The sequence below is a fragment of the Microbacterium testaceum genome (assembly GCF_029761935.1).
Lineage (GTDB): Bacteria > Actinomycetota > Actinomycetes > Actinomycetales > Microbacteriaceae > Microbacterium > Microbacterium testaceum_A.
On the sequence record NZ_CP121699.1, the window covers coordinates 3,038,615 to 3,058,765 of the forward strand.

Here is a 20,151-nt window from a genome sequence, read left to right on the forward strand (position 1 = left end):
CTCATGACCCTCCGTACCCTGCGCGTCAGCGCCCTCGCCGTCGCCGCCGTTCTCGCCCTCGCCGGCTGCTCCGCCCCGGCATCCACCACCCCTGCCTCGTCGCAGGCCGACGCGTTCACCTCGACCGACGTGTGGGTCAAGGCCGCCGACAGCGGCATGACCGCCGGCTTCGGCCAGTTGCGCAATGACGGCGACACCGATCTCACGGTCGTCTCGGCGACCGATGAGGCGACCTCCGCGATGGAACTGCACGAGACCGTGCCGAACGAGTCCGGTCAGATGGTGATGCGCGAGGTCGAGGGCGGCTTCGTCATCCCCGCGGGCGGATCGATCGAGCTCGCGCCCGGCGGCAACCACCTCATGTTCATGGACGTCACCTCGCCGCTGCGCGCCGGCGAGGAGACGACCATCACGCTCACCTTCGCCGACGACTCGACGGCCGAGATCACCGCTCCCGTGAAGGAGTTCTCGGGCGCGAACGAGAACTACGAGGGCGGCGACATGGGCGACATGGACATGGGTCACTGATGGCCCGCCGAGACAGAAGCCCCGCCGACAGCGGAGGTGCGACCAGACGCACCTTCCTGCTCGGCGGGGCGGTCGCGGGCGTCGGGGCGGCGGCGGCGATCGGGATCGATGCGGCCGTGTCCGCCCGCGCGCAGGATCCCGGGGCGTCCACGCCGCTGAACGGCGAGACGACCGTGCCGTTCTACGGGACGCATCAGGCAGGCGTCGACACCGACGCGCAGGCGCACGTCTCGCTCATCGCGTTGGACCTTCTCGCCGAGGTCGATCGCGACGGCATGCGACGGCTCATGCGCACCCTCACCGACGACGCCGCCCGGCTGACCCAGGGGCGCGGCGCCCTGGCCGACACCGAACCCGAGCTGGCCGTCGCCCCCGCGCGACTGACGGTGACGTTCGGGTTCGGACCGGCCTTCGTCGCGCGCGCGGGAGCGTCCGCCCCGGCCTGGCTGCAGCCGCTCCCGGCGTTCGGGATCGACCGCCTCCGGCCGGAGTACGGCGACGGCGACCTGCTGCTGCAGGTCGCGGCCGACGACCCCGTGACCGTCGCGCACGCGGCGCGCATGCTGCTCAAGGACGCGCGGGCGTTCGCCGCCGTGCGGTGGGTGCAGCAGGGCTTCCGTCGGGCGCACGGCACCGAGCGCCCCGGGACGACGATGCGCAATCTCTTCGGCCAGGTCGACGGCACCGCCAACCCGGTGCCCGGGACCACCGCCTTCGACGACATCGTCTGGGCGCGGGAGGGATGGCTCGCCGGGGGAACCGGGATGGTGGTGCGGCGCATCGCGATGGACCTCGACAAGTGGGACCACCTCGACCGCCCCGGCCGCGACCAGGCCGTCGGGAGGTTCCAGTCCTCGGGCGCCCCTCTCACCGGCACCGACGAGTTCGACGAACCCGACTTCGACGCGACGGATGCCATCGGCTTCCCCGTCATCGCCGAGTTCTCGCACCTGCGGCGCTCGCGTCCGGATGACCCCACGCAGCGGATCTTCCGCCGCGGCTACAACTACGACCAGACGCCGCCCGCCGGCGCGGTCAGCGACGCGGGCCTGCTGTTCGTGTCGTTCCAAGCAGACATCGAAAGGCAGTTCGTGCCCATCCAACGCAGACTCGACGAGCTCGATCTCCTCAACGAGTGGACGACCCCCATCGGATCGGCGGTGTTCGCGGTGCCACCGGGATGCCGCGAAGGCGGCTTCATCGGAGAGGGGATCCTGTCGTGACCACGACCATCGAACCCGCCGAGCCCGCCGCGGAGGCACCGGCTCCCCGCCCGGGTGCGGCCATGCGTCCCGGCCGCGGCGGATGGTTCACCCCGCTGCTGCGGCGCCTGCACTTCTTCGCAGGTCTCCTCGTGGGACCGTTCATCCTCGTCGCGGCGGTGAGCGGAGCGCTCTACGCCGTCACCCCGACGCTCGAGAAGGTCGTCTACGCGCACGAGCTGACCGCGGCCTCGGATGCCGCCGGGGTGCCGTTGGCCGCGCAGATCGAAGCGGCCGAGGCGTATCTCGGCGACGGATCGACGCCCGTCGCCGTGCGCCCCGCCCCCGAGGCCGGGGCGACCACGCGCGTCATGTTCGCCGACGAGACACTGCCCGAGAGCACCACGCGGGCGATCTTCGTCGACCCGGCCACGACCGAGATCCGCGGCGACCTCCCCGCCTACGGCACGAGCGGCGCCCTGCCCCTGCGGCACTGGATCAGCGACCTGCACCGTTCCCTCCACCTGGGCGATGCAGGGCGCTGGTACAGCGAGCTCGCGGCATCCTGGCTCGGGATCGTCGCTCTCGCGGGACTCGGACTGTGGCTCGGACGCTTCGTGCGCTCGCGCCGGGGACGCCGCGACCTGCTGCGCCCCAACCGCCGTCACACCGGGTACCGACGGCTGTCGGGATGGCACACCTCGGTCGGGATCTGGGTCGTGCTCGGCGCGGTGTTCCTCTCGGCGACGGGCATCACCTGGTCGACGTTCGCGGGAGCCCACGTGTCCGACCTGCGCGCCGCCGTCGGAGAGGGCACTCCCGCGCTGACGACCTCGCTCGACGGCGCGGCGGCCGCGGGCGGTGAGCACGCCGGGCATGCCGGACACGGCGGCGCGGCCTCGTCGCCGACGGGTGCGGCCAACCCCGCGACCTTCGACGCGGTCCTCGCGATCGCGCAGCGCATCAACGTCAACAGCGGAGACGTCGAGATCAAACCCCCGGCCGCCGCGGGGAAGGCGTGGGTGGTGCAGGAGATCCACCGCAGCTTCCCGACCGAGGTGGATGCCGTCGCGATCGACGGATCGAGCATGCAGGTGACCGACCGGATCGACTTCGCCGACTTCCCGCTGCTGGCGAAGCTGTCGCGCTGGGGGATCGACCTGCACATGGGGACGATGTTCGGCCTCGCGAACCAGCTCGTGCTGTTCGCGCTCGCTCTCGGCATCGCGGCCCTGGTGGTGCTGGGATACGCGATGTGGTGGAAGCGGCGGCCGACCCGTGGCCTCGCGACCGCCCCCGCGCGCGGGGTGCTCGGTCGCGCGCCGTGGTGGGGGATCGCGGCGGTCCTCGTCGTCGCGATCGCGATCGGGCTGTTCCTGCCGCTCGTGGGCTACACCCTCGCGGCGTTCGTGGTGATCGACCTCCTGCTCGGGTGGCGCGCGCGCCGCGCCGGGGCCGCGGGGTCGCGCGGCACCGCATCGCGCTGAGCGCCCCGGGGCGGCATCCCGCGGACACGCCTCATCGGCGGCCGTCCGAGGGGTGCCGCCCCGCGCCCGTCAGCCCAGGAGCTGGTGCATGGTCACGGAGCCGCTCGTCGGTTCGGTGAAGCCGAGGCTCCGATACAGCGCGTGGCCCGGCGGATCGGCCAGCAGCGTCACGTAGGCGCCCTCGGGGGCCTTCTCGCGGATCTCTGCGAGCAGGTCCTCGAGGATCCGGCGGCCGAGCCCTCGCCGCTGATGAGAGGGCAGGGTCGCCATGTCGGCGACGAGGAAGTACCACCCGCCGTCGCCCACGACCCGGCCCATGGCGACCGCTCGGCCGTCGGCATCCACGACCCGTCGCCACGCCCAGCTGTTCGCGAGCGCCGGTGCGCCCTGATCGGGGCGCTTCGGGGTGAGTCCGGACGCGCGGCGAAGCTCGAGGTAATCGTCGAGCGACGGAGCGAGGGGCTCGAGGCGCAGATCGTTCACGGTTCCAGCCTCCCAGAAACGGCCCCGGCGGTCCGGCCGGATCTTCTCCGCCGTGAGAGGGAGGCGGGAGACGCCGCGCGGTCCTAGCGTGGGAGGACCCCGCCGGAAGGACCCCCGTGACTCTCGCCCGTCGCCTCACCGCCCTCGTCTCCCTCGTCGCCGTCGCCGCCCTCACCGCGTGCGCGAGCGCGAAACCCGCTCCGAGCGGGAGTCCCGCGGCATCCGTCGACATCCCCGCCACCCCGGTGGGAGAGCGCATGACGTGGATCATCGACGTGTTCGAGGCCGAGGACGACACCACCCCCGGCGCGTGGGCCCGCGTGCTGGACGAGAACTTCCAGAAGCAGGTGCCGGCCGAGCAGGTCGCCGAGATGGTGAACCGGCAGATCCGTCCGGCGGCGCCCTTCACCGTGACCGCCTACACCGGGACCGAGACGCAGGCCCGTGCCACGCTCGCCGGTGCCCTCGGCGACCCGTTCGACCTCACGCTGGCGATCGATTCCGCCGGGCGCGTCACCACGATGCTGCTGGGTCCGGTCGCCCCCGCGTGGGAACCCTCGACCTCGCTCGACGAGGTGGAGCAGCGGCTGCGCGAGCTGCCCGGCCAGGTGAGCGCGCTCGTGCAGCGCGGTGACGAGACGGTCGTGTCGATCGACGCCGAACGCTCCGCGCCCCTGGCATCGGTGTTCAAGCTGTACGTGCTCCTGGCGGTGGCGGATGCCGTGGCATCCGGCGACCTGTCGTGGGACGACACGCTCGTGCTCGACGACGCCGACCGCAGCCTCCCCTCGGGCGAGCTGCAGGATGCTCCCACCGGCACCGAGGTGTCGGTGCGCGAGGCGGCCTCGGCGATGATCCGCATCAGCGACAACACCGCGACCGACCTGCTGATCGCCCGGCTCGGACGCGAGCGCGTCGAGGCGGCGGTGGCGCGAAGCGGTCATTCCGATCCCGCCGCGCTGCGGCCCTTCGTCTCGACCAAGGAGCTGTTCACCCTCGGCTGGGGTGACCCCGCCGTGCGCGCCGAGTGGGAGGCGGCCGACGAGGCGGGCAAGCGCGCGCTCCTCGACCGCATCGACGCGGCCCCGCTCGCCGTCGAGGGCGAGAAGGTCGTCACGCCCGAGTGGCAGGACGGTTTCGACTGGTTCGCCTCGGCCGCCGACGTCGCCGCCGTGCATCGCGCGCTGCAGCAGACCCAGGATGCCGAGGTGCTCGGCATCCTGAGCGAGAACCCGGGGCAGGGACTCGACGTCGGAACGTGGCCGTACGTGGCGTTCAAGGGCGGGTCGAGTCGCGGCGTGCTCACCGGCAGCTGGTTCGTGCGCGATGAGATGGGGGAGGCGACGGTGGTGCTGATGATGGCCGACACCGACGCCGCGGCGGTGTCGGAGGCGATGACCGACTTCTTCCACCTCGCCGAGGACGCGCTGCGTCTGGCGCACTGACGGCACGGGCTCGACCTCCGGCGAGGTGGGAGATCCGCGAGCCCATCGTGGGGACGGGGCGCGGGAGGCGCCGGCGGCCGAACCTCCCGCGCGGGCCGGTCAGGCGTCGTCGGAGTGGGGGAGGCGCTGGGCGATCTTGCTGGATGCCGCCGAGTCGCGGCCGACGCCCGGTTGGAACGCCGCGATCGGGTCGTCGGCGTCCACGTGCGCCTCGCCGCCGTCGGCGTCGCGGGGGAGAGACGGGGGTCCTCTCCGTCGCGTGGTGATCGGCGCCCTGCGTGTCCTCGGTGTGGCGCGAGGTCGACCCGCCCTCGCTCGAGTCCCGCTCGGTGAGGCCGTCGGCGGCGCGGGTGCCGACGCCGGGCAGGTCGTTCTGGCTCGAGATGTTCTGCAGGCGCGCCTCGTCGTCGGGATCGATCCGCGCCGTTCCGACGGCGCCGGAGTCGGCCCCCGCGGCGCCGGCGGGGATGTCGGCGGCCAGACCGTCGGACTCGGGGACGAGGTTCTCTTCGTCGGCTCCGGGGAGCCGGTCGGCGGGGGTGTCCATGCTGATCCTTCCGTGGGTGTGACGCCACGCTAGGTCGCCGCCCGGCGAGCGGGGGCGGGGTTGCGCGACGCCGGTCCGCGGCATCCGGTCCCGGGCGGCCCCGGTGTCGGAGGGGCTGGATAGGCTCGACGGAGCTTCGAAAGGAAACCGCAATGCAGCAGCGTCCCCTCTCCCGTACCGGCCGCGAGGTCTCGGCCATCGGCCTCGGCACCTGGCAGCTCGGCGCCGACTGGGGTGATGTCAGCGAAGACGACGCGCGCGCCGTCCTGGCGGGCTCCGCCGACGCCGGCGTCACCCTCTTCGACACCGCCGACGTCTACGGCGACGGCCGGTCCGAGCAGACCATCGGGGCGTTTCTGAAGAGCCGGGATGCCGACGACGTCACCGTCGCGACCAAGATGGGCCGTCGCGAAGACCAGGTGCCCGAGAACTACGTGATGGAGAACTTCCGCGTGTGGCTCGACCGGTCGCGGCGCCTTCTCGGCACCGAGACGCTCGACCTCGTGCAGCTGCACTGCCCGCCGTCGGCCGTCATCGACGACGACGCCACGTGGGACGCTCTCGATCAGCTGGTGTCCGAGGGGGTCATCGCGGCCTACGGCGCCTCGGTCGAGACGATGGATCAGGCTCTCTCGGCGCTGCGGCGACCGAACCTGACCAACCTGCAGATCATCTTCAACCCCTTCCGGCTCAAGCCTCTCGACGAGGTGCTGCCGCTCGCGGCCGAGAAGAACGTCGCCGTGTTCGCGCGCGTGCCGCTGGCGAGCGGACTGCTCTCGGGCACGTACGCCCGCTCGACGACGTTCGCCGAGAACGACCACCGCTCCTACAACCGCAACGGCGAGGCGTTCGACAAGGGCGAGACGTTCTCGGGCGTCCCGTTCGACGAGGGCGTCGCCGCCGCCGACGAGCTGAAGGCGTCCCTCCCCGAGGGCATCGGCCTGCCCGCGGCGACCGTGGCGTGGATCGCCTCGCGCGAGGGGATCACCTCCGTGATCCCGGGGGCCCGGTCGACGGCGCAGGCGCAGGCCAATGCGGCAGCGGCCGATCTTCTCGAGGGAGGGTTCGACCTCGACGCGTTCGACGCCCTCGTGCACGACGTGTACGACCGTCGCCTGCGCGCGGAGATCCACCCGCAGTGGTGACAGCCGTTGCGGAGCGGATGCCGCGGCATCCCGCGTCCTGACACGACGAAGCCGGGCCCCTCGCGGGACCCGGCTTCGTCGTGGGGGAGCGGTCGTCAGCTGACGTCGCCGCGCCAGGCGCCGGACTCGGCACCGCGCGACTCGATGTACTTCTTGAAGTTCTCGAGGTCCTTCTTCACGGAGTGATCGTCGGCGCCGAAGACGGCACCGAGCTTCTCGAGAACGCCGGAGGGCGCCCAGTCGATCTGGACCGTGACGCGCGTCTCGTCGTCGGACAGGCGGTGGAAGGTGACGACGCCCGCGTGGTTCTCGTCGCCGCCCACGCTGTTCCACGCGACGCGCTCGTCGGGGTGCTGCTCGGTGATCTCGGCGTCGAACTCGCGCTCGGCACCGGCGATCTTGACCTTCCAGTGCGTGAGGGTCTCGTTCTTCTGCGTGATCGACTCCACGAAGCTCATGAAGTGCGGGAACTCCTCGAACTGCGTCCACTGGTTGTACGCGACGCGGACGGGAACGTTGACGTCGACGGTTTCGATGACCTGTGCCATGGTGTCCTCTTTTCGTGTGGTTTCCGGGGCTACCCCCAGTCTTCGTTCGCCGCCGGTCTCGAGGCCCGGGGGTTGAGGGATCGGCCCTCGTGGCCTATACGCGTGCGTGCCGTCTGCTCCGGCCGCGGCGTCAGGCGCGGCCGCGCAGGATCAGGTGCCAGTACACCCACGGCAGGATGCGTCGATCCGCGAGCCACGACAGTCGCCGCTCGCGGTAGAGCGAGCGCCAGAACGGCACCGTCGGCTGCAGTCGGCCCCTCCGGTCGAATTCTGCGAACACGACGGTGCCGCGCGAGACGGTGAAGGGGACGACGCTGTAACCGTTGTATTTCGCGGAGGGCGCACGCCCCGCCATCGCGGCCTTCATGTTCTTCACGAGCGCCTTCGCCTGCTGTCTGATCGCTCCTCCCGAGCGTCGGGTCGCGACGGTCGCTGCGTCGCCCACGGCCCAGATCTGCGGGTGGCGCACGTGCTGCAAGGTCTCGGGATCCACATCGACGAAGCCATGCGGATCGTCGGATGCCGCCAGCCCGCTGCCCGCGATCCACTCCGGCGCCCGCTGTGGGGGGACCGCGTGCAGGACGTCGTACGCCATCGTTTCCTCGGTGTCGCCCCGGCCGATGACGAGCGTGCGGGAGTCGGCATCCACCCGTCGGAGATCCTGGCTATACCGCACCTCGATGCCGTACTCGTCGAGCTTGCGGCGAAGCTCGTCGTCGATCGCCGGGACCCCGAAGGGGACGGGGTCGGGGCAGACGAACACGACGCGGATGTCGTCGCGCACCCCGATCGCCCGCCACCAGTCGCACGCGAGGTACATGGGCTTCTGCGCGGCTGCTCCGCAGGAGGCGGGTTCGGGCGGCTGTGTGAAGACGACCGTCCCGGAGCGCAGGTCGCGCAGCACGGGGGAGGCCTTCGCGGCGAGCCGGTAGTCGTAGTTCGAGATTCCGGTGGGGGCGGCCATGGCCTCGGGGAGACCGGGGACCTGTTCCCAGGCCATGCGCATTCCCGCACAGACGACGAGCTGGTCGTAGTCGATCCGCCCGCCCGAGACGAGGTGCACGCGCCGGGCGTCGGCATCCACCGTGAAGGCCTCATCGCGCAGCCACCGCACTCCCGGAGGGATGACGTCGGCCTGCGGCCGCGAGGCTTCGGACGCGCGCGCGGTGCCTCCGGCGATGTGCGATTGGAGAGGGGCGAAGACGTGGGTCGTGCGCGGCTCGATCACGGTGATCTCGCCGAGGCGCGCGCGGTGCAGGCGCCCGGCGACGGACAGGCCGGCGTTTCCGCCGCCGATCACGACGATGCGCGGGGAGTCGGTCATGGGGGATCCTCTCGTCTCCCTCACCGTGGGGCCTCGAGCGGCGTGCGGCCAGCGCCTTGACACCCGACGCTCCGCGTCCGACGCGTCAGGCGAAGGACTCCGGCGGGGCGGCGTCTTCGGCGGGCTCGGGCACGACGTAGAGCCCGGTGGGCGAGTTCGCCGTCGACATGAGGGCCTCGAGCCACGCGCGGTTCAGGGTCGGGGGTCGTCCTCCGTTGAAGGTGAAGACCAGGTTCGAGCGCGGGTGGACCCACACCGAGGTGCGGCCGCCTCCCGTGCTGATGTCGTCCTTCCACACGAAGGAGAACGGTTCGCCCCGTCGCAGCTTGTTGCCGACGACGACCTGCAGGTGTGCGACAAGACGGTCTTCGAAGTCGTTGCGAACGCAGCTCTCGTAGATGAACGTGCCCAACGTGGTCCTCTCGCGGGCACCGTGCCCGCTCCGCTTTTCACTGTGCATTCGCTGTGTGCGATCGGGCACGGCCCGGCACGCCGCGCGCAACGACGAGACCGAAGGCGTTACGGCGTCAGAACATGCGCGCGACCTGCGCGGGGTTCCGCCCGTAGTGATCGCGGTGGTAGCGCGCGAAGCGCGAGGCGCTTGAGAAGCCCCACCGCCGGGCCACCTCGGCGACCGATACCGGGACGCCCGCGCGCAACGCCTCGTGCGCGCCGACGACGCGGACCAGGCGCAGATACTCCATCGGCGTCGTGTCGAGCGCGCGGCGGAACGCGTGCTGGAGCCCGCGGGAGGAGATCCCGGATGCCACGGCGATGTCCTCGAGCGTGAGAGGTTCCTTCGCGTGCGCCTCGATGTGGGCGATCGCGCGGCGCACGGTGCGCGGGGCGGCCCTGCGCTGGTGCGAGCGTTGCAGGGCGTCGACGTAGACGACACCCGCTGCGGGTCCACGCGCTCCAGTCGTGCGCTCGGCACGAAGCGCTGCCAGACGCGCTCTACGTCGTCGATTCCGCGCGAGCGGACCGTCAGCCTGTCAGCCATGGTGTTCCTCCCGCCGCGGCGAGGGGCGGCATCCCGTCTCTTCCCCGTACGAAGGCGGGGACGTGCGTGTCAAGGGGCGGGGTCGCGGGCGGTGCGCCCCGTTTGATGAGGGGACCGCTGATCCCGGCGGTGACGTGCGTCCCACGAAAGGACCCCCATGAGCGACGCTTCGATCGACCCGACCCCCGACGCGACGACCCCGGCCGCCGACGTGGGTATCGCGGGCGTGCAGCCCCTGCGCGACGGCGACACCTCCATCGAGCCCGACCCGACGCTCGACCCCGCGCAGGCGGAGTGGGACGCCACGACGGCCCTCGACGAGGGTGCCGACCCCGACGACATCAACCCGGCGACCGCGACGGGCGCCGACCCGGCGGAGATCCCCGCCGATGACAGCGACATCCCGCTCGAGGACATCCACCCCGAGTCCACCGGCACCGACTCCCAGGGCATGGACCCGGGCGTGGTCGAACTCGGCGAAGAAGGCCAGGGCGATCTCGCTCCCGAAGACCTCTGACCCACCCTCGAAAGCCCCGGGCCCGTTCGCGACGCCCGGGGCTTCGCTGCGTCCCTCGCGCACGCGGCGACGGACGGGCGGGGCACCGCGGCACTCTCCGATCGCGCGGGCGCAAAGGCCAGACCCTTGACAAGCGACGTCGTCATCGCGCCCAGGCGCGCGAAAGGGGCGGCCCCGCAGGACCGCCCCTCGAGATCGCGCCGTTACTGCTCGATCAGCTGAGGCGTGCTCTCGTGCGCCTCGATGACGCCGTCGCGCTCGTCGGTCGAGACGGCGATGCGGCGGGGCTTCGCCTTCTCGCTGACGGGGATCGTCACGCTCAGCACGCCGTTGCGGTACGACGCGCTGATGCCGTCGGTGTCGATGCCCTGGCCGAGGTTGAGCTGGCGGACGAACGACGCCGTCTCGCGCTCACGCGTGATCCACTTGACGCCTTCGCCCGAGCCGAGGGTGCGCTCGGCGCGAATGGTGAGCAGCTGGCCGTCGACGTCGATGTCGACCGAGCCGGGGTCGACACCGGGCAGGTCTGCGGCCAGCACGTAGTGGTCGCCGTCGCGGTAGAGGTCCATCGGCATCCGTCGCGGACCACCGCCGCGGCGGGCGTCGAGGAGCGTCGACGCGAGGCGGTCGAGGTCGCGGAAGGGGTCGTAGGTGGCCATGGTCGTTCTCCTTTTCGATCGGTCGGGACTCGGCATCCCGGATGTTCTGTGAAGTTGAGTCGGTACGGCTCAACTGCACTCAGATTAGCACTCACCCTTGGAGAGTGCCAAGACTCGGGCGCGCGATTGTGGCCCACGTCGCGGCGCCCCACAATCCCCGCGCGTGAAGGGCGGAAACAGACGTTTCGTAGCCCTCACGCGCCCCCGGTCACCCGGCCATCCCCCCGGCGCCGTGAGGAGAGACATGTACTTCCACCGGCAAGAACCGCCGACTCCGCCACCCCCGACAAGCCCGACGCGGTCTACGCCCGCAAACTCCAGGAGGTGCTCGGCGGGCAGTACGGCGAGATCTCCGTCGCGATGCAATACCAGTTCCAGGCCTGGAACATGCACATGCCCGGCAAGTACCGCGACCTGGTGTTCGGCATCGGCGCGGAGGAGATGGGCCACGTCGAGATGCTCGCGATCATGATCGCCCAGCTGCTCGAGAAGTCGCCGCTCGGGATCACCGAGGAGGCCGTGCAGGACGACCCGACCGTGGCGGCCGTGATCGGCGGCACCGACATCCAGCACGGGATCGTCGCGGGCGCCGGCGCGCGCCCCGTCGATTCCAACGGCAACCCGTGGCAGGGGAGCTTCATCACCGCGAGCGGCAATCTGCTCGCCGACTTCACCGCGAACGCGAACGCCGAGATGCAGGGCCGTGTGCAGGTCGCGCGGCTCTATCACCAGACCGACGACCACGGCGTGAAAGATCTGCTCGCCTTCCTGCTGGCGCGCGACACGATGCACCAGAACCAGTGGGCAGCGGCCGCCGCCGAGTTGCAGGCCGAGGGCTACGAGAAGCTCCCCGTGCTCAGCAACTTCCCCCTCGACAAGGAGGACCGCGACGTGGCGTACCAGTACATCAACTTCAGCGACGGCGCCCAGGCCGGCGACGGCACGTGGGCCTCGGGCCCGACCCCCGACGGCAGGGGCGAGTTCACCTACCTGCCCGAGCCCCCCGCGGGCGTGCCCATGCCCCCGCCCACCAAGCCCGACGTGCGGTTCTACGGGACGACCGAGCTGCCGAACACGCTCGAGAAGCTCGCCGGGCGCGCGCAGGACGCGCTGAACAAGGAATGAGCGGGACGGATGCCGCGACGCCGGGGCCCTCGACGGTCTCGGCGCCGCGGAGCGGGGCGAGCTTCCCCGCGATGCGAGCGGCCAAGGTGCCTCGGGCGATCGTGGCGGGGCCGTACGGGCACCCGTTCCACCCGGTGGCGGTGACCATCCCCATCGGGGCCTGGTCGTCGAGCCTGGTGTTCGATCTGCTCAGCCTGGCCGCCGACGATCCGCGTGGATTCGCGCAAGGCTCGCGCTGGCTCATCGCCATCGGGCTCGGGGGAGCCGTGGGCGCCTCGGTGCTCGGGCTGCTCGACATGTCGCGCATCCCGAAGGGCACCCCCGCTCACCGCACGGCGCTCGCGAGAACACGCAGCGAGAGGGCTTCGAGACCGCAGCCTGAAGCTGTCCACGGGACCCCGGATGCCATGGCATCCGGGGTCCTTCCCGGTCTGGTCAGCGCGGGCGGCGCAGCGGGATGCGCGACCAGCCCCCGCTCACCGCGCCGGGGTCGTGCTGCGGGGTGAGCACCGCTCCGGTGGTCGCTGCGGCGGGGCGACGGCGCAGCCCCAGGGCATGCTGCAGCGCACGGATGAAGCGGTCGTACACGCGCGGAGCGAAGAACTGCAGGGGGCGGGTCACGAACTGCGCGGCTCCCACCCCGACCTCGTGTCGGGGTCCTCGCGCCACCCGCACGATGGCCCGGGCGACGCGGTCGGCCGACACCACCGGCGGGAGCGGGAAGGGCGTGCGCCCCGTCGAATTGGCGGCGCGCTGGTAGATGGGCGTGTCGATGCTCGCCGGGAGCACGATCTTCACCCGGATGCCGCGATGAGCGAGCATCTCCTGCCGCAGCGACCGCGTGAACCCGAGCAGTCCGTGCTTGGCGGCGACGTAGGACGAGACGTACGGGCCCGCCACCTGCGAGTACAGGGAGCCGACGAAGACGATCGTGCCCCGGCCCGCCGCGCGGAAATGGGGGATGACGGCGCGGGCCGCGCGCATGTGCCCGGTGAGGTTCGTCTCGATGACGCGGTCGCGCACCTCGTCGGGGGTGTCCTCGACAGAGCCGTACGAGAAGACGGAGGCGGAGGCGACCCACACGTCGATCCGCCCGAACCGCATCAGAGCGAGGTCCGCAGCGCGCCGGGGGCCATCGGCGCGGGCGAGGTCGATCGACGCCGTCTGCACCTCGGCGCCGCGGGCTCGGCACTCCGCCGCGGCCGACGCGAGCGCCTCATCGTCTCGGGCCACCAGCACGAGACGCGCCCCCGCTCGGGCGAAACGCAGTGCGGTGGCACGGCCGATCCCGCGGGATCCTCCAGTGATGACGACGACCTGGGGCATCGGGGCTCCTCGAGGCTTGTGCGGAACGCTGCTGCCCCGGCTGTCGCGACGGTAGGCGGCGACGGGTCGGATGCCGCGGGGGTTGACGGACGGCGGCAGCCACCGGCGCGTGCACGACGGCGGGCCGCGCGGTCGACACGCCGTCCCCGGATGCCGGTCCGCGGCGCGTCGTGGGAGATTCCGCCGCTATGCACGACGGAGGCCGGCGAACCGCCGCCGCGCGGTAGCGTCGGACGCGTGACGGATAGCGTGACCCCGAGGTCGCCCCTGCGGGCCCTGTGGGGCGCGACCCACCCCGGGCCCACGCTCGTCGTGACCGTCCTGTCGCTCGCCCTGGGCGTCGCCGCGGGACTCGAGACCTGGCGCCTCGCGGTGCTGGTCGCCGCGGTCTTCGCCGGTCAGGTCTCGGTCGGTCTCTCGAACGACGCGATCGACGGTGCCCGCGACGCCGCGGTCGGACGCACCGACAAGCCCATCGCCGGGGGAGCGGTCACCCCGGAGCGCGCGCTCGCGGTGGCCGTGGCATCCGCGATCCTCGCCGTCGTGCTGTCGCTGCCGCTCGGACCAGGCCTCGTCGCTGCTCACGCCGTCGCTCTCGCCTCGGCCTGGGCCTATAATGCGGGGCTCAAGTCGACGCCCGTCTCGATTGCGCCTTTCGTGCTGAGCTTCGGACTCTTCCCCTCGTTCGCGACCCTGTCCCTTTCGCCGCCGATGCTCGCCGCGTGGTGGGCGTCGCTGGCGGGGGCGGCCCTCGGTGCCGCCGTCCACCTGACCAACGTCGTCCGCGATCTCGACGACGACCGCCGCACGGGGGTGCGGGGCCTGCCGCACCGACTGGGCGCGCGCCGTTCCGTGGTGCTCGCGGCGGTGGGGATCGCCGCCGGGGCGCTCGCCGTCTTCTTCGGGACGGATGCCACGGCCCTCGGCGTCGCCTTCTTCGTCGCCGTCCTCGCGCTCGCCGTCGGCGCCGCGGTGCTGGTGTTCGTGCGCCCTCCCGGGCGCGCGGTGTTCCAACTCACGATGCTCGCCGCCCTGGTGCTGGCCGCCCAGCTCGTGGCCGCCTGAGACTCGGCCGGTCGACGTCGCGGATGAGGCCGGTCGATCGTCGGCCGCGCCCAACGGCGGGCGCCGACCCCGGCACGCCGCGGCAACGGCGTCTTCGGCGGCGTGCCGCGCACGGCATCCGCCGCTGTGCACGTCTCCCGCCGGCGCGGCGGCTCAGGTCCCGGGTGCCGCCCGGTCGAACCGCATCGCGTACGCCCGGGTGAACAGCGCCCCGCCCGTTCCACGCAGGCCCGCGCGCAGCCCCGCGGTACGCACCGCGTGCGCGACGGGGGCGGCGGCCCGACCGAGCAGGGTGTTGAGGAACGCCAGGCGCGCGGCGTGGCGGGCGGACGCGAGCCGGTCGCGCTCCCAACGGTCCAGGCCCGCCTCGTCGCCCGCGCGGACCCACGGGGCGAGCAGCGGCGCGAGGGTCAGCGCGTCGAGCAGTCCGAGGTTCATGCCCTGTCCGCCGATCGGGCTCACCTCGTGCGCGGCGTCGCCGACGACGATCACCCGGCCCCGACGCAGTGCGGGAGCCACCGCCCGCCGGACGCCGAAGGTCGAGGCGCCCGCGGTGTCGACCTCGAGCCCCGTGCGTCGAGCCACGGCGTCGTGGAGGAAGCCCGCGGCATCCGGAACCTCTTCCCGACCCGCCCAGGCGACGAGCCGTCGGCGCCCGCCGGGGAGGGGGAACGATTCGACCACGCCGTCGCGCTCGAGGTGCACGCGCGCGATCGGTCCGCCCGGCGCGGTGACGTCGGCCATGACGTAGCGGTCGGGGTAGTGGTGGGTGCGCACGGCCCCGTCGCGGTACACCAGCGAGCGTCCCGCCCATCCGGAGGCCACGACCACGACCTTCGCGCGCAGCTCGCCGCCGCCCGCGACCCCGACCCGCACGCCGCCGCCGTCCTGTCGCAGCCACTCCACGGTCACGCCGCGCCGCACCGGCGGGGCCAGGGCCGTCAGCACCTCGATCGTGTCGGACTGCGGCAGCGCCGCCACGTACGGATGCCGCGCCCGCAGCCGGTCGAAGTGGATCGCGGCGAGCAAGCGCCCGTCGGCCTGCGCCTCTCCGCGGGCGATCCGCACCGCGCGGTCGAGGATCCCGTCCGTGGCGCCCGAGGCCTCGAGCAGGGCGAGGGCGGGGGAGTGGATGCCGATCGCCCGCGTTCCCGCGCCGACCTCGGTGCGGCGCTCGACGAGGGCGACGTCGACGCCGCGCGCACGCAGGTCGGCGGCCAACGCCAGTCCCACGGGGCCGGCGCCGACGACGAGGACCTCAGTCATTCCCGGCCTCCCCGCGGGCGACCGCGAGCACCCGGAACGGCGCCGGGGTATCCACGCGCCAGGGCGAGCCGAGAGCCGCGGCGAGCTCGGGCGCGCGATAGCTTCGGCGGATCGAACGGAGGCCGTCGACGCGCAGGAACGTGCCCGCCGACAGCGGCGCGATGCCGACGGCGTACAGGGCGTACGCCAGACGCCCGCGGGCGATGTCGGCGTGCAGCACGGTGCCGGTCGACAGGGCGAGCGAGTCGCCGGTGAAGCTCGCCAGCGCCGCCGCGTCGAGGTGGTGCAGCACGTGGTTCGAGATGACGAGATCGAAACGCTCCCCGGCGGCGAGCAGGGCCGTCGAGTCCTGCGCGACGAAGCGCACCCCGGGGCGGCCGCGGTCGCGAGCGGCTGAGATCGCGCGCGGGTCGGGGTCGGCTCCGACGCACTCGACCGTGAAGCGGTCGCGCGCGGCCAAACCCGCCAGCCGCACGAGCACGTCCCCTCCACCGCAGCCCAGGTCGAGAACGCGCGCGGGGCGCCCCAGGGCGCGCAGTTCCGGCCGCACCCGCGTGCGGTAGACGTGCCCCCAGGCCGAGACGAGGCGGTTCACGAGGTCGAAGCGGCGGTAGGTGGCCGCGAGCGCCCGGGGATCGCAGTCGGGGTCGTCCATCATCTCGGTCAGCGCGACGTCGCGCTGAGACAACCCCGTCACGCCGCCGGGCGGCGCAGTGTCAGACGCGCCGCCTCCACCGTGAGCCCCGGGCCGAACGCGAGAGCCGCGACGCGGTCTCCGTCGCCGCGCGCGGAGTCCGCGAGCAGGTCGCGCAGGATGAACAGCAGCGTCGCGCTCGACATGTTGCCGTGCTGACGCAGCACCTCCCGCGAGGGGGCCAGGGCCGTGGCATCCAGCGACAGGGCGCTCTCCACCCGGTCGAGGATGCTGCGTCCGCCGGGATGCACCGCCCACGCGTCGACCTCGTCGAGGTCGCCGATCACGTCGGCGGCGATCGCCGAGATCTCGCGGCCGATGATGCGCGGAACCTCGGGGGTCAGCGTCATCTCGAACCCCGAGTCGCCGACGGTCCACGCCATGTCCTTCTCGCCCTCGTCGGTCACGTGCGTCGCGAAACCGTCGAGGTCGAAGCCCGCCCGGGAGGGGTCTCCGGATGCCACGACCGCGGCCCCCGCCCCGTCGGCGAACACCGAGGCGGCGACGATCTGGTCGGGGTGGGACGAGGTCTGCCAGTGCAGCGAGCACAGTTCGGTGCACGAGACGAGGACGACCGCGTCGGGGTCGTCGCCGACGATGCGCGCCGCGAGACGCAGGGCCGGGATCGCCGCCGCGCAGCCGATGAACCCGAGGTGGTAGCGCTCGACGGTGGGGGAGAGGCCGAGGTCGCGGACCAGGTGATAGTCGGGTCCGGGCGCGAACATCCCGGTGCACGAGACGGTCACGACGTGGGTGATGGCATCCGGAGTCCGTCCCGACCCGGCGATCGCGGCGCGCGAGGCCTCCGCGGAAAGGGGCGGAGCGGTGCGGCGGTACTCGTCGTTGCGCGCTCCGGTCGGGGGCATGAGCAGGGTGTCGCCGTCGAGGACCCCGAGCGCTCCGCCCTCACCGCCCGCGAGCTGCGGGAGCACCACGTGGCGGGTGTCGATGGCCGCCGCATCGAACGCGGCGCCCACCAGACGTTGGGCCTTGCGGTCGAATCCGGGCTGTGCGGCGAACAGGTCACGCAGGGTCGACTGGTCGACACGAGTGTCGGGCAGGGCCGTGCCGATCGAGAGGATGCGGGCGGTCATGACTCACTGTAGACACGGTTCTCGCGCCCCTCGGCGGGGATGGCGTCGTGTCGACCCGCCGTCTACAGTGGCGGGTCTCAGGCCGCGAGCATGCGCGAGACGAGCAGGCCCTCGACGGTCGTCCGGTAGTCGGCGATCATGCGTCCCCGGTCCATGCGCCCCCGGGCCGCGAGAGCGGCTGCCCGCAGCGCCGGGCCGAGGGCGAGGGCGTCTCCCCACGCCTCGACGATCGCGTCGACCTCGCGCCCGGTCACGAGCCCGAACCCCTCCACCAGGCGCGCCGCGTCTCCGACGTCCGTGGTCACCGGGACGGCTCCGGATGCCGCTCCCTCGACGAGACACAGCGGAGACGCCTCACCGAAAGCGCTGGTCAGCGCGACGATGTCGGCGATCCGGTACAGCTCCGGCATGTCCTCGCGAAGCCCGAGGGCGTGCAGCGCCACCCCGTCGTCGACACCGCTGTCGGCCAGCAACGAGACGAAAGCGGGGTTGGTGCGGGTCATACCCGACCCGCACACCACGTAGTGCGTGCCGGGCGCGGTCCGCGCGTGAGCCGCGACGGCGCGGAGGAACAGCCCCGGGTCCTTCATGGCGTCGAAGCGCGCCGCCAGAAGGACGACGGGGGCGGAGTCCGGGATGCCGAGACCCCCGCGGATCCGTCGGCGCTCGGCGCGCGTGCCGGGGCGGAAGCGGCGGGTGTCGATGCCGTTGTCGATGACCCACGCCTCACCGGCGGAGACGCCGGCGCGCGCGTAGGCGCGGGAGGTGGATTCGGCGCACGCGATCGTCGCGCTCACCGCGCCGGAATCGGCGGCCTCGACCAACCAGCCCAGTGCGGGGCCGGAATGGGTGGGGTCGGATCGGTGGAGGCAGGCCGCGACCGGCCGGTCGGGCAGCAGTCCGGCGCGCTCGAGCGCGACCACGAGGCTCAGCGGCTGCTCCTTGAGCGAGAGGATGACATCGGCCTCGTCGAACAGTCGCGCGGCGTGCTCCAGCTCGATCCGCGAGAACCCCTCGGGAGCCAGCGGTCGATCGCCCGCGACACGGTCGAAGGTGTCGATGCGAACCCCGCGGTCCTGCAGGCGGCGGAAGCGGGTGTCGTCGCGCGCGAACTGGAGGGAAGCGTCGCGGCGCGCGGCCGAGGTGAGCGACAGCACGCGATGCTTTTGCGATCCGTCGGAGGCGAGACCCGCCACGACGTCGGAATGCAGGATCCTCGCCCCTCCGGCGAAGAAGCCTTCGTAGAGCGAGAGCACGCGCACGGGTCGGGTCATCGGGGTCGCTTTCCAGCCGGGATCTACCACCGCGGATGCGGTCGTCCCATGCTGAGGCCTCGACCCCGTGCGGTGGGTTACACGGCAGAGACCATCGTGTGAACGCCCGGACACGAGCCGACGCGCCGACTTCCGGGGGAAGAAGCCGACGCGCCGGGTGAAGGGGTGGGTGATTAGGCGCGGTGCGCGACGACCATCGTTTCGCCGGACGGGGCCGTGCGCGACCAGGGCCACCGCTTCTCCGCGCGCGGCGCGGGCGACTCCTCGATCGAGCGCGGGCCGATGCCGTTGCCCATGGCGGCCGTCATGGCGATGCTCCACACCGAGCCCGTCTGTCGTTCGCTCTGCTGTCCGTAGATCATGGTGTTCTCCTCATTCCCGTCTCCCGACGGGGTCCGGCCGTCTCCCGACGGCTCTCCCTCCGTCATAGACCGCGGTGGCGGGGGCCGAGACCGGCTTGACAGGCGTCACCGGGTGCGCTTGGCCCCCGGTTCGCCCGCCGGGGGCCCGTGGAACACGCGGGGGCGCTCCGTGCAAGCTGCGCGCGCGCTGGGCAGGAATGAGTACGATCATGGGTCGTGCACTCGTCCCCCGATTCTTCGCCTCCCCCCTCGCCGGGGTCGGAGCTCGGTCGCGCCCTTCTCTCCTATGGAGAAGCGCGTCGCGTCGCCGCCGCGGAGGCCCGTCGAGAGCTGTCTCTGAACGAGCTCGACGCGCGCGCCCTGCTTTTCGTCGCGGAGAACCCCGGAGCCCGGCCCACGCACGTCCGCGACCATCTCGGCATCACATCGGCCGGCGTGACCACTCTCATCGACCGGCTCGTGCAGCGCGGAGCCGTGCGCCGCGATCTCGACGCCGAGGACCGTCGCGTCAACCACATCACCGCGATCGTCGATCTCGGCGCCCCGCCGTGGTCGCAGCTGCGCGCGTTCGACGCGGCGGTGGAAGAGGCGGTCGCCGAACTCGATCCCGAAGAAGCACGACGCGTCGCGCTGTTGCTCACGCACATCACGGCGCACGCCGGCGGCTGAGGTCCTCGGCGGGGTCGGTCGCGGCGTGAGTCGTCCTCAGATGTCCGCGAGGAACGCTTCCGAACGAGCCTGCAGGAACGAGCAGAGGGCCGAGAGCGTCGCTAGTTCGCCGGACAGGGCCATGACGCGGCCCGCGGGCAGCGGCGCGGCATCTTCGCGCGGTTCGAAGGTGACCGCCCACTCGGTCGAGTTCTGCTCCGGCCCCGGCGCGACAAAGAACGTCGTCGACACGCTCTTCAGCTGGGCGGCGATGAGTCCGGCGTCGGCGCCGTCCTCGCTGTCCTGGGGAATCACGCGCAGGATCGACGCGTCGTCGTAGCCGAGGGCCCGGAAATCATCGACCCAGGCCTGCAGCGTGGTCATCGTCCGAAACGGCATGAGGGTCCTTTCG

Annotated in this window: 22 protein-coding genes and 1 pseudogene; 10 read left to right on the forward strand and 13 right to left on the reverse strand. The window is 72.4% G+C overall.

Features of this window, described 5'->3' with window-relative positions; genetic code table 11:
* The first annotated feature begins 3 nt into the window (after positions 1 to 3).
* Genes QBE02_RS14560 through QBE02_RS14570 form a run of 3 tightly spaced genes read left to right on the forward strand, consistent with a single transcriptional unit; the run spans position 4 to position 3,217 of the window.
* On the forward strand, positions 4 to 528 hold the full coding sequence (locus QBE02_RS14560) for a copper chaperone PCu(A)C (RefSeq protein WP_279366358.1): 525 nt from the start codon (positions 4 to 6) through the stop codon (positions 526 to 528).
* Positions 528 to 1,751, forward strand: a complete 1,224-nt coding sequence (locus tag QBE02_RS14565) for a Dyp-type peroxidase (RefSeq protein ID WP_279366359.1) — start codon at positions 528 to 530, stop codon at positions 1,749 to 1,751. Before QBE02_RS14560 ends, QBE02_RS14565 begins: the two co-directional genes overlap by 1 nt.
* Positions 1,709 to 3,217, forward strand: coding sequence for a PepSY-associated TM helix domain-containing protein (locus tag QBE02_RS14570; RefSeq protein WP_431844599.1), 1,509 nt, complete (start codon positions 1,709 to 1,711; stop codon positions 3,215 to 3,217). Before QBE02_RS14565 ends, QBE02_RS14570 begins: the two co-directional genes overlap by 43 nt.
* A gap of 69 nt (positions 3,218 to 3,286) precedes the next feature.
* On the opposite strand, the gene QBE02_RS14575 is transcribed toward QBE02_RS14570, so the two are convergent.
* Entirely contained in the window at positions 3,287 to 3,700 is a 414-nt protein-coding gene (locus QBE02_RS14575) for a GNAT family N-acetyltransferase (protein WP_264631367.1), read from the reverse strand.
* Between the two features lie 116 nt (positions 3,701 to 3,816).
* On the opposite strand from QBE02_RS14575, the gene QBE02_RS14580 reads away from it, so the two are divergent.
* Positions 3,817 to 5,145 carry a serine hydrolase gene (locus QBE02_RS14580; protein WP_279366361.1) on the forward strand — a complete coding sequence of 443 codons (1,329 nt, stop codon included), beginning with the start codon at positions 3,817 to 3,819 and terminating at the stop codon, positions 5,143 to 5,145.
* Between the two features lie 699 nt (positions 5,146 to 5,844).
* Entirely contained in the window at positions 5,845 to 6,837 is a 993-nt protein-coding gene (locus QBE02_RS14585) for an aldo/keto reductase (protein ID WP_279366363.1), read from the forward strand.
* 95 nt (positions 6,838 to 6,932) lie between these two features.
* On the opposite strand, the gene QBE02_RS14590 is transcribed toward QBE02_RS14585, so the two are convergent.
* The 4 genes from QBE02_RS14590 to QBE02_RS14605 all read right to left on the reverse strand — a co-directional run bounded on the left by QBE02_RS14590 (position 6,933) and on the right by QBE02_RS14605 (position 9,545).
* Complete coding sequence (locus tag QBE02_RS14590) at positions 6,933 to 7,385, reverse strand: SRPBCC family protein (protein ID WP_279366364.1); 453 nt, start codon at positions 7,383 to 7,385, stop codon at positions 6,933 to 6,935.
* Between the two features lie 130 nt (positions 7,386 to 7,515).
* A complete protein-coding gene (locus QBE02_RS14595) occupies positions 7,516 to 8,709 on the reverse strand; it encodes an NAD(P)/FAD-dependent oxidoreductase (RefSeq protein ID WP_279366365.1) in 1,194 nt (397 codons plus the stop codon).
* A gap of 85 nt (positions 8,710 to 8,794) precedes the next feature.
* A complete protein-coding gene (locus QBE02_RS14600; RefSeq protein WP_279366366.1) occupies positions 8,795 to 9,121 on the reverse strand; it encodes an ATP-dependent DNA ligase in 327 nt (108 codons plus the stop codon).
* A 115-nt stretch (positions 9,122 to 9,236) separates the two neighbouring features.
* Positions 9,237 to 9,545: a helix-turn-helix transcriptional regulator gene (locus QBE02_RS14605; protein ID WP_279366367.1), complete on the reverse strand. Its 309-nt coding sequence runs from the start codon at positions 9,543 to 9,545 to the stop codon at positions 9,237 to 9,239.
* A gap of 321 nt (positions 9,546 to 9,866) precedes the next feature.
* Between QBE02_RS14605 and QBE02_RS14610 the strand changes: the two genes are divergently transcribed.
* Positions 9,867 to 10,226: a hypothetical protein gene (locus QBE02_RS14610; RefSeq protein ID WP_056229680.1), complete on the forward strand. Its 360-nt coding sequence runs from the start codon at positions 9,867 to 9,869 to the stop codon at positions 10,224 to 10,226.
* Positions 10,227 to 10,429: 203 nt separating this feature from the next.
* Here the strand turns inward: QBE02_RS14610 and QBE02_RS14615 are convergent, their stop codons facing one another.
* Positions 10,430 to 10,885 (reverse strand): Hsp20/alpha crystallin family protein, encoded by a 456-nt coding sequence (locus tag QBE02_RS14615; protein WP_056229676.1) that lies wholly within the window; start codon positions 10,883 to 10,885, stop codon positions 10,430 to 10,432.
* Positions 10,886 to 11,129: 244 nt separating this feature from the next.
* Between QBE02_RS14615 and QBE02_RS14620 the strand changes: the two are divergent.
* Together QBE02_RS14620 and QBE02_RS14625 are read left to right on the forward strand one after the other, a co-directional pair.
* A pseudogene (locus tag QBE02_RS14620) lies at positions 11,130 to 12,010 on the forward strand (manganese catalase family protein).
* Positions 12,007 to 12,516 (forward strand): DUF2231 domain-containing protein, encoded by a 510-nt coding sequence (locus QBE02_RS14625; RefSeq protein WP_279366368.1) that lies wholly within the window; start codon positions 12,007 to 12,009, stop codon positions 12,514 to 12,516. Before QBE02_RS14620 ends, QBE02_RS14625 begins: the two are co-directional and overlap by 4 nt.
* Here QBE02_RS14625 and QBE02_RS14630 read toward each other — a convergent pair.
* On the reverse strand, positions 12,446 to 13,336 hold the full coding sequence (locus QBE02_RS14630) for an SDR family NAD(P)-dependent oxidoreductase (protein WP_279366369.1): 891 nt from the start codon (positions 13,334 to 13,336) through the stop codon (positions 12,446 to 12,448). The genes QBE02_RS14625 and QBE02_RS14630 overlap by 71 nt on opposite strands.
* 237 nt (positions 13,337 to 13,573) lie before the next feature.
* On the opposite strand from QBE02_RS14630, the gene QBE02_RS14635 reads away from it, so the two are divergent.
* A complete protein-coding gene (locus tag QBE02_RS14635) occupies positions 13,574 to 14,401 on the forward strand; it encodes a UbiA family prenyltransferase (protein ID WP_279366370.1) in 828 nt (275 codons plus the stop codon).
* A 153-nt stretch (positions 14,402 to 14,554) separates the two neighbouring features.
* Here the strand turns inward: QBE02_RS14635 and QBE02_RS14640 are convergent, their stop codons facing one another.
* From QBE02_RS14640 to QBE02_RS14660, 5 genes are all read right to left on the reverse strand, one after another.
* Positions 14,555 to 15,667 (reverse strand): FAD-dependent oxidoreductase, encoded by a 1,113-nt coding sequence (locus QBE02_RS14640; protein WP_279366371.1) that lies wholly within the window; start codon positions 15,665 to 15,667, stop codon positions 14,555 to 14,557.
* Positions 15,660 to 16,325, reverse strand: a complete 666-nt coding sequence (locus QBE02_RS14645; protein ID WP_431844600.1) for a methyltransferase domain-containing protein — start codon at positions 16,323 to 16,325, stop codon at positions 15,660 to 15,662. The genes QBE02_RS14640 and QBE02_RS14645 overlap by 8 nt, the downstream gene beginning before the upstream one ends.
* 35 nt (positions 16,326 to 16,360) lie before the next feature.
* Positions 16,361 to 17,455, reverse strand: coding sequence for a type III polyketide synthase (locus QBE02_RS14650; protein ID WP_279366373.1), 1,095 nt, complete (start codon positions 17,453 to 17,455; stop codon positions 16,361 to 16,363).
* A 77-nt stretch (positions 17,456 to 17,532) separates the two neighbouring features.
* On the reverse strand, positions 17,533 to 18,729 hold the full coding sequence (locus tag QBE02_RS14655) for a glycosyltransferase (protein ID WP_279366374.1): 1,197 nt from the start codon (positions 18,727 to 18,729) through the stop codon (positions 17,533 to 17,535).
* A gap of 173 nt (positions 18,730 to 18,902) precedes the next feature.
* Positions 18,903 to 19,091: a hypothetical protein gene (locus QBE02_RS14660; protein ID WP_279366375.1), complete on the reverse strand. Its 189-nt coding sequence runs from the start codon at positions 19,089 to 19,091 to the stop codon at positions 18,903 to 18,905.
* 216 nt (positions 19,092 to 19,307) lie between these two features.
* Between QBE02_RS14660 and QBE02_RS14665 the strand changes: the two genes are divergently transcribed.
* Positions 19,308 to 19,760: a MarR family winged helix-turn-helix transcriptional regulator gene (locus tag QBE02_RS14665; RefSeq protein WP_279366376.1), complete on the forward strand. Its 453-nt coding sequence runs from the start codon at positions 19,308 to 19,310 to the stop codon at positions 19,758 to 19,760.
* Positions 19,761 to 19,796: 36 nt separating this feature from the next.
* On the opposite strand, the gene QBE02_RS14670 is transcribed toward QBE02_RS14665, so the two are convergent.
* Positions 19,797 to 20,138, reverse strand: a complete 342-nt coding sequence (locus QBE02_RS14670; protein ID WP_279366378.1) for a hypothetical protein — start codon at positions 20,136 to 20,138, stop codon at positions 19,797 to 19,799.
* Between the last annotated feature and the right edge of the window lie 13 nt (positions 20,139 to 20,151).

Bases quoted from the DNA above. Each gene is read 5' to 3' on its own strand.
- QBE02_RS14610 (WP_056229680.1), top strand. From the start codon at position 9,867: ATGAGCGACGCTTCGATCGACCCGACCCCCGACGCGACGACCCCGGCC.
- QBE02_RS14650 (WP_279366373.1), bottom strand. From the start codon at position 17,455: ATGACCGCCCGCATCCTCTCGATCGGCACGGCCCTGCCCGACACTCGT.
- QBE02_RS14630 (WP_279366369.1), bottom strand. From the start codon at position 13,336: ATGCCCCAGGTCGTCGTCATCACTGGAGGATCCCGCGGGATCGGCCGT.
- QBE02_RS14615 (WP_056229676.1), bottom strand. From the start codon at position 10,885: ATGGCCACCTACGACCCCTTCCGCGACCTCGACCGCCTCGCGTCGACG.
- QBE02_RS14645 (WP_431844600.1), bottom strand. From the start codon at position 16,325: ATGATGGACGACCCCGACTGCGATCCCCGGGCGCTCGCGGCCACCTAC.
- QBE02_RS14625 (WP_279366368.1), top strand. From the start codon at position 12,007: ATGAGCGGGACGGATGCCGCGACGCCGGGGCCCTCGACGGTCTCGGCG.
- QBE02_RS14560 (WP_279366358.1), top strand. From the start codon at position 4: ATGACCCTCCGTACCCTGCGCGTCAGCGCCCTCGCCGTCGCCGCCGTT.
- QBE02_RS14595 (WP_279366365.1), bottom strand. From the start codon at position 8,709: ATGACCGACTCCCCGCGCATCGTCGTGATCGGCGGCGGAAACGCCGGC.
- QBE02_RS14655 (WP_279366374.1), bottom strand. From the start codon at position 18,729: ATGACCCGACCCGTGCGCGTGCTCTCGCTCTACGAAGGCTTCTTCGCC.
- QBE02_RS14660 (WP_279366375.1), bottom strand. From the start codon at position 19,091: ATGATCTACGGACAGCAGAGCGAACGACAGACGGGCTCGGTGTGGAGC.
- QBE02_RS14640 (WP_279366371.1), bottom strand. From the start codon at position 15,667: ATGACTGAGGTCCTCGTCGTCGGCGCCGGCCCCGTGGGACTGGCGTTG.
- QBE02_RS14585 (WP_279366363.1), top strand. From the start codon at position 5,845: ATGCAGCAGCGTCCCCTCTCCCGTACCGGCCGCGAGGTCTCGGCCATC.
- QBE02_RS14670 (WP_279366378.1), bottom strand. From the start codon at position 20,138: ATGCCGTTTCGGACGATGACCACGCTGCAGGCCTGGGTCGATGATTTC.
- QBE02_RS14590 (WP_279366364.1), bottom strand. From the start codon at position 7,385: ATGGCACAGGTCATCGAAACCGTCGACGTCAACGTTCCCGTCCGCGTC.
- QBE02_RS14565 (WP_279366359.1), top strand. From the start codon at position 528: ATGGCCCGCCGAGACAGAAGCCCCGCCGACAGCGGAGGTGCGACCAGA.
- QBE02_RS14570 (WP_431844599.1), top strand. From the start codon at position 1,709: ATGCCGCGAAGGCGGCTTCATCGGAGAGGGGATCCTGTCGTGACCACG.